This is a genomic window from Streptomyces sp. NPDC004658 (assembly GCF_040609555.1).
Classification (GTDB): domain Bacteria; phylum Actinomycetota; class Actinomycetes; order Streptomycetales; family Streptomycetaceae; genus Streptomyces.
Genome location: NZ_JBEXKG010000259.1, coordinates 1 through 6993 on the forward strand (window position 1 = coordinate 1; position 6993 = coordinate 6993).

The following is a 6993-nucleotide window of genomic DNA, read 5'->3' on the forward strand; positions in this document are numbered from 1 at the left end:
CGGTCAAACCCACCGACCGAGCGAACCCCGAAAACACCAGCTCACCGCACCGTTCCCCCCTCCACCCACCCGACGAACCCAATGCCTTTCGCACACGGGGGGATGGATGATCATCCGTGAGATGTTCCGGCGACCGGGCATGGACGACCGGGGAGGCGTCACCGTGTTCGTCGCCGTGTGCGTCATCGCGCTGATCGGGATCATCGGGGTCGCCGTCGACGGCGGCAGCAAGATGCGTGCCACGGAACACGCGGACTACATCGCCGGCGAAGCCGCCCGGGCAGGCGGGCAGGCCATCGATCCCGCCGACGCGATCAGCGGGAAGGCGATCGATGTAGATCCGCAGGCCGCAGCCGCCGCAGCACAGGCCTACCTACGCTCCGCCGGCGCCACCGGCACGGTCAGCGTGTCCGGCGACGGAAAGACGCTGACCGTCACGGTCACCGGCACCTACGACACGAAGTTCTTGTCGATGGTCGGGATCGGCTCTCTGTCGGTGACCGGCCAGGGCAAAGCCACCCTCCTGCATGGCGTCACGGCACCCGACGAAGGAAACTGATGAGCACCACCCCGTCCCCCGCCGCAACCACCGGCCGCACCCTGGCGCGGGTCATCAAGGCCGTGCTGAGTCTGCTGGTCCTGGCGCTTACGGTCGTCGGGCTGCCGCTGCTGCTGGCCTGGGCCTCCCCGGTCATCTGGGCAGCCACCCACGACGACGTCATGCACCTGCTGGACCGGCAAGACACCGGCAGCGTGTTCCTGCTGCTGCTCGCCGGCGTGGGGTGGATCGGGTGGGCGCAATTCACCTTCTGCGCCGTCCGCGAGCTCATCGCACAGGTCAGGGGCCGCACCTGGCATGCCCCGCGCGGGCTGGGTGCCTCACAACGCGCCGCCGCCCTGCTGATCGGCAGCATTCTGGTATTGCTGCCCACCAGCTCCGCCCTGGCCTCCAACGCCCACGCCTCCCCGGCCGCCAGCACCGCCACCCACATTCCCGGGCAAACTCAGATCTCTCAGGCCACCGACACCAAGCAGGCTCCGACGCCTGCGGCAAGCACCCCGGCGTCCCGCGCGACGTACACGGTGCGCGAAAGGCGGCCCGCGGAGAGCTTGTGGGGCATTGCGGAGAAGGAGTTGGGGGACGGCGAGCGGTGGCGCGAGATCGCCGATCTGAATGAGGGCCGGACCATGGCCGACGGCACGGTTTTCCGCGCGAACAGTTTTCTGCAGCCCGGCTGGCAGCTGCAGATGCCTGAGACCTCCGTGGCCGTCGGAGGCGTCCGTACGCAGCTGGGTGACCGAGCCCCGGCTGCCGACGAGAAGGGCGGGCACGTCGTCACCGTCCACTCCGGTGATTACCTGTCGAAGATCGCAGAGAAGGAGCTCGGTGACGGCGACGACTGGCCAGAGTTGTTCGAGGCCAGCCGGGGCAAGCCGCAGCCGCACGGACTGCCCCAGATCTCCGACCCGGACGTCATCTACGCGGGACAGCAGATCACGGTGCCCGAGGCCCGGCCCCATCAACCGGACCAAGGCCCCGGGCAGGGCACGGAGTCGGGGGGTCACGAGGCCACTCTCCCGGCCACCCAGACTCCCGACAGCACGCTGAAGCCGGGTGACGGCGACGACGCGCCAACACCCACGCCCAGCCAGACCACAGCGCCGGCACCCGAGTCGTCGACACCCAGCGCACCGGCCAGCCACCCTGCCGAGCAGCCGGGGCAGGAGCAGTCGTCTCCGCCCGCCTCAGCGTCCACGGCGCCCCAGCCCAGCACTAGCGCCACGCCTCCTGCCACCTCTCCGCCAGCATCGGTGCCGTCACCGGAAGCATCCGGCTCCACTGCCGCCCCCGCGACGGCTCCAGTCAGCAGCGGCCCTCACAACCTGCGCATCGTGCTCGGCGCCGGCGCACTGCTGGCCGCCGCCATCACTGGCGCCCTCGCCCTGCGCAGGACGCTGCAGCGCCGCCGCCGCAAGCCCGGCGAGAAGATCGCCATCGCGTCGGTAACCTCCACAGCAGAAGCCCAGCTGGCGGCGGCCGCCGAACCGGCAGGCGCTGCCCGCCTGGACGTGGCCCTGCGGGCGCTGGCCCACAACGCGGCCCAGCAGGGGGAGGAGCTCGTTCTGCCGCCCCTGCGGGCCGCCCGGATCGGGACCCGAGCGGTTGAGGTGCTGCCCGAGGACCTCGCCCAAGAACCGGTGGCGCCCTTCGCTGCCGGGCGGGGCGGCTGGTGGGTCCTGCCCGCTGAGGCCGCCGTCTTGGACGAGGAGGCCGCCCGCGAGGTGCCGGCACCGTATCCGGGGCTGGTCACGATCGGCAGCACCGAGGCGGGCGACCTGCTGCTGCTCAACCTCGCGCAGTTGCCCGCGCTGTTACTGAACGGCAACCCGGTCCACATCACCGAGGTGTGCACCTCGCTGGCGCTGGAACTCGGAATGAGTCCGTGGGCGGCCGATGTGGAGGTCGTCACCGTGGGGTTCGGCGAGGACCTGCCCCAGCTGCTGCCCACCGCGAGGATCGCCCACATGCGGCAGGCCACGCATGCGCTGCGTGATCTGAGCGAACGCCTGCTGGAGGCCCACCAGATGCCCGGGACCCAGCATCAGCCGTACGTGCTGCTGTGCGCGTCCTCGCTGGACGAGGACACGGCCTGGCAGTTCGCCGACCTCATCGACCGTGCCGGAGCGGTGCCCGTCACGCTGATCGCCCCGGCCAGTACGACGGCCGCTCGTTTCCCCGAGGCGGAGATCCTCAACGCCTCGATCAGCGACCCGCAGACCCTCGACTACGCCGGCACCGACATCACCGTGCAGCGTCTGGAGCACGCCGCCTACCTGCAGATCACCACCGCGTTGAAGGTGTCCGGGCAGCCGCCCCACCCTGCCGAGGGGCCCTGGGAAGACGTCCCAGACGAGCTCGACAGCACACAGCAACCCGAGCACCCGTTGCCGAAAGAGTCCGCGCCCGCAACCACTGCCGCCTCGAGCCCGTCACCAGCAGCGGCAACGGACGTGAGCAGCGAGGTCTTCCCGGCCCTGCTCGCCGCCAGCGCCGATCCGTCCGGGCTCCGGCTCCTCACCCCCGCCGCGTCGCCGCCCCAGCTGGACGACGAAGCCGGACCGGGCGCCGAGACAGCGGTGTCGGCGGCCCCGGCCGCTGCTGAGTCCACCGACACCGCACAGGCTGGGAAGGCTGACGCCCCGGGGGCCGCCCTCGAGGAGCCTGCCGTGCCGCAGGGGAAAGAGCGCCAGGCACAGGACCTGCATGCCCCGGAGATCCGTGTGCTGGGGCCAGTCGAGGTGACGGGCGTGAACAGCACCGGTCACGGCCCCAGAATGGCGCAACTGGCCGCCCTGTTGTACTTCCGTCCGGGCCGCAGCGCGGACGTGCTGTGTGCCGACATGGATCCCGTCAGCCCGTGGTCGACGAGCACCCTCAACGCACGGATGCAGGGCCTGCGCAGCTCCCTGGGTAGCGACTCGGCCGGCAACCTCTACGTGCCGCGCCGCAAGACCGGCGAGGACCCCTACCGGCTCTCCCCCCAAGTACGCTGCGACTGGACCCGCTTCCTTGAGCTCGTCGAATCCGCCCTGCCACAGGGCCCGGCCGGCCTGACCGAACTGGAAAACGCACTCGCCCTGGTCCGCGGAAAACCCTTCGGGGGCAAGGCACTGCCCTGGGCCGAGCCCTACCAGCAGGAAATGATCACACGGATCATCGACGTGGCGCACACGGTGGCCACCTACCGCACGCCCCCGGGCCCCCACCACAACCTCAGCGCAGCCCGCCAGGCCATCGCAACAGGCCTAGAAGTCGACGACACCGCCGAACTGCTGTACCGGGACTGGCTCCGCATCGAACACGCGGCCGGGAACCGGCAAGGCCTGCACACCGCCATCACCCGCCTCCAACAGGTCAACCAAGCCCTGGACTGCTCACTGGAAACCGAAACCGAACAACTCATCAACACACTCCTCAACGCGCCGGCCACAACGGAACGCAACGCCTTGTGAGGGGGGCGCGCACGGATGCGCAGTGCCCGCCACTGGCTGGCGGCGAGGTCGCAGGCCGCACAGGCGTACAGAGCGGCATCGTTGAACGAACGCGGGCAGCCGCGTGCGCCACTCCCCCAGCGCTCCCGTACGGTCTACGCAACCGCGGGCGCATGCGGGGCCAGGCCACTCTCCAGGGCAGCCGCTGCCTTCTCCCTGAGGGCTCAAGAGACAATGACCGGCCCTGCATCAAGTACAGGGTGATGCCTAGCCATGCGCTCGCCACCGGCTGCTCTGATGCGATCCGGGATCATGGAATGCGCACCGGACTCCGGCAGGTCGGTGTTCCAGTGTGTCCTCACCGCTGCGGCTGCGCGTGGTGTCGGGTAAGTGCCTGCCAGCGCCGTTCGAAGTCGACGGCCAGCTCGGCAATGTAGTCGGTGGTCAGGGGCTTGTTGTGCTGCCCGGTAACCCCGTTGGTTGCGCATTCCTGTGCGATGGCGTCCAGTGACGGGGTTTCGTTGCGCACGCGGTGTTCCGCCCAGAAGGTGTAGACACGGAACTGCAAGAGGTAGCGGCGCAGGGTGGACGGGCTGACCGGCTTTCCGCTGCGGCCGGTCATGCCCTTGCTGCTTGCCAGGTAGACGGAGAGCTCATCGGCCTTGGGTTCCTCGCCATGCTCGGTCTTGTACTCCGTCCAAGCCAGGTAGTAACGGTCCACCGTGGTGAGCGCGGCCGCCGCCCCGGTCGCGTCACCCTCGGTCGGCGAATCGTCGACGGCGGCACTCACCCTTAGGCCACGCTTCTCCTTGGCGGGATGCGCACTCGCGTCGGCCGGTGCCGGCGCAGGCTCCTCCTCGTTCGGGAGGGGATCGTCGGCGGGTGACTGTGCAGCGGGCTCGCACGCTTCCTCGGTGGCGGGCCGCTCTGCCTGATCGAACTCGCGCTGCCGGAAGGCGGAGACGAAGCCCTCCAGGTCTTCACCCGTGACGGGCCGGCCGCTGCCACCAGTAACCTGGTCCCGCTCGTAGACGTACGCGGCGAGAGCGGCGGCATCGGGATAGGACCCGTACTCTTGCGCATACGCGAGCCAGGCGTTGTAGAAGTAATCACCCCATCCCGCGTCCGCCTCAAGTGAAGCCTGGGGTTCAGTACCGTCCTGAGCTGGGAGTGTATGACGCTGCATGAGCAGTCGCAGCAGGGGTTCGAGTTGTTCCGCGGACAGCGGCCCACCAGCCGCGGTGGCAATGCCGTACTGGTCTTGGAGCCACACAGCGAACTGCGCGCTCGTGGGCTCGAATCCAAAGGCAGCCAGCCAGTCCCGATAGGCGTCGGCGAGACGTCGGGCGTTCCCGTCATCCCCGAGATCGTGCGGCTGCTCAGGATGTGCGGTTCGTGTTACCGGCTGCTCAACAGGCTGAGGCTGCGCGCCGCGCACCGGCCCCAGTTCCTTCTCCCGATCAACAGCGGCCTCAAGTTCGGGACTGTGCCTCTGGGCCGGAACCGGGGCCCGCTCGACGGTGAACTGGATCGGCGGCTCGTCAATGCCCGCAGCTGCCAGCCCGGCCGGAGCCGTCTCGGCCAAAGGAACGCCGTACCGTACCAGCCTCAGCGGCATCAGCGACTCCACCGGCGCCTTGCGGCGCCAGGCCCGGCCGAAACGAGAGCGCAGACTGGCCTGGTAGACCAGACGTTCCTGCTCCAGCTTGATCACCTGGTCGTAGGAGCGCAGCTCCCACAGCTTCATGCGGCGCCACAGCAGGAACGTAGGCACCGGGGACAGGAGCCAACGGGCGAGGCGGACCCCCTCCATGTGCTTGTCGGCCGTGATGTCGGCGATCCGGCCGATCGCGTGCCGGGCCGCCTCGACCGCCACGACGAACAGCACCGGGATCACCGCGTGCATCCCGACACCCAGCGGGTCCGGCCAGGCGGCGGCGCCGTTGAACGCGATCGTCGCCGCCGTCAGCAGCCACGCCGTCTGGCGCAGCAGCGGGAAGGGGATGCGGATCCAAGTCAGCAGCAGGTCCAGGGCCAGCAGCACACAAATGCCTGCGTCAATGCCCACCGGGAACACATAGGAAAAGTTCCCGAAGCCCTTCTTGATGGCCAGCTCACGGACCGCCGCGTACGAACCGGCGAAGCCGATACCCGCGATGACCACGGCACCCATCACGACCACACCGACAAGGACCCGATGCGCCCGGGTCAGCTCGGGTACCACACCCTTCCCCGCAGCCACGCTCCACTCCCCGCCGAAACCTCACGTCTAGCCAGCCTTCACACTCCCACGACGCCAACCCGGATGCGTCGCCTCACTGGACACTTGACGCATAACCATCAACATATGACCACCAGCACCACCACCGCGCTCCCCCCGGGTCCCTCGTCGTGCCCCGGCCCGACGCTGGGGCACAACCACGCTCTGCCCGCCGACACGATCGCGACTGATTACGCACTCACGCCAGCGACCAGCCCGCACGGATTTCCGAGAAGGCCGCCGACCTGGCCGAACAGGTGCCGGCTACAGCGGCTTCACGTCGCTTGCCCGTGTCTGCTGGCGCCCGGTTGTCGGAGGCGACGGCGGAGGATGGACGAATCCCGTCCGGGCCAGTACAGATGAACGCAGCAATCCGCAGGGCCATCGTCATGCGGTCATCATCGCCGTCGGCATTGACAACGCACTGCTCGCACCCCCATCACGCCCGACGAAGCATGCCGCAGTGCGGCGGGAAGCCCCCAGATGCTGGGGCCCTGTACCAGGTGAGTGAGACCAGCCGAGCAACGGCACCAGCAAGGCTGTCATAGCGATCACCGTCTTTGCCTCGGCCCGGCTGTACCTAAACGTCTTCTTTCCTTCCGTCCCCAGCGAGGCCGGCCAGATCCACGCACACACGACGCGGCGTCTAAGAGGTCGTTTTCGCCCGATGTTTCATCCCGAAAACAGCTGTTTGGTCTGTGGTGTCGGGTCGCGCCAGGAGATGGTGTTCTCGCCGGTGA

Annotated in this window: 4 protein-coding genes; 2 read left to right on the forward strand and 2 right to left on the reverse strand. The window is 68.9% G+C overall.

Annotated elements, in window-relative coordinates; all coding sequences use genetic code 11:
- Positions 1-139 precede the first annotated feature (139 nt).
- Complete coding sequence (locus tag ABZV94_RS39160) at positions 140-559, forward strand: Tad domain-containing protein (RefSeq protein WP_356349457.1); 420 nt, start codon at positions 140-142, stop codon at positions 557-559.
- Positions 559-4014, forward strand: coding sequence for a hypothetical protein (locus tag ABZV94_RS39165; RefSeq protein WP_356349454.1), 3456 nt, complete (start codon positions 559-561; stop codon positions 4012-4014). The genes ABZV94_RS39160 and ABZV94_RS39165 overlap by 1 nt, the downstream gene beginning before the upstream one ends.
- 337 nt (positions 4015-4351) lie before the next feature.
- Here ABZV94_RS39165 and ABZV94_RS39170 read toward each other — a convergent pair whose 3' ends face one another.
- Complete coding sequence (locus tag ABZV94_RS39170) at positions 4352-6166, reverse strand: DUF2637 domain-containing protein (protein ID WP_356349460.1); 1815 nt, start codon at positions 6164-6166, stop codon at positions 4352-4354.
- A 286-nt stretch (positions 6167-6452) separates the two neighbouring features.
- Positions 6453-6644: a hypothetical protein gene (locus tag ABZV94_RS39175; RefSeq protein ID WP_356349455.1), complete on the reverse strand. Its 192-nt coding sequence runs from the start codon at positions 6642-6644 to the stop codon at positions 6453-6455.
- Positions 6645-6993 lie beyond the last annotated feature (349 nt).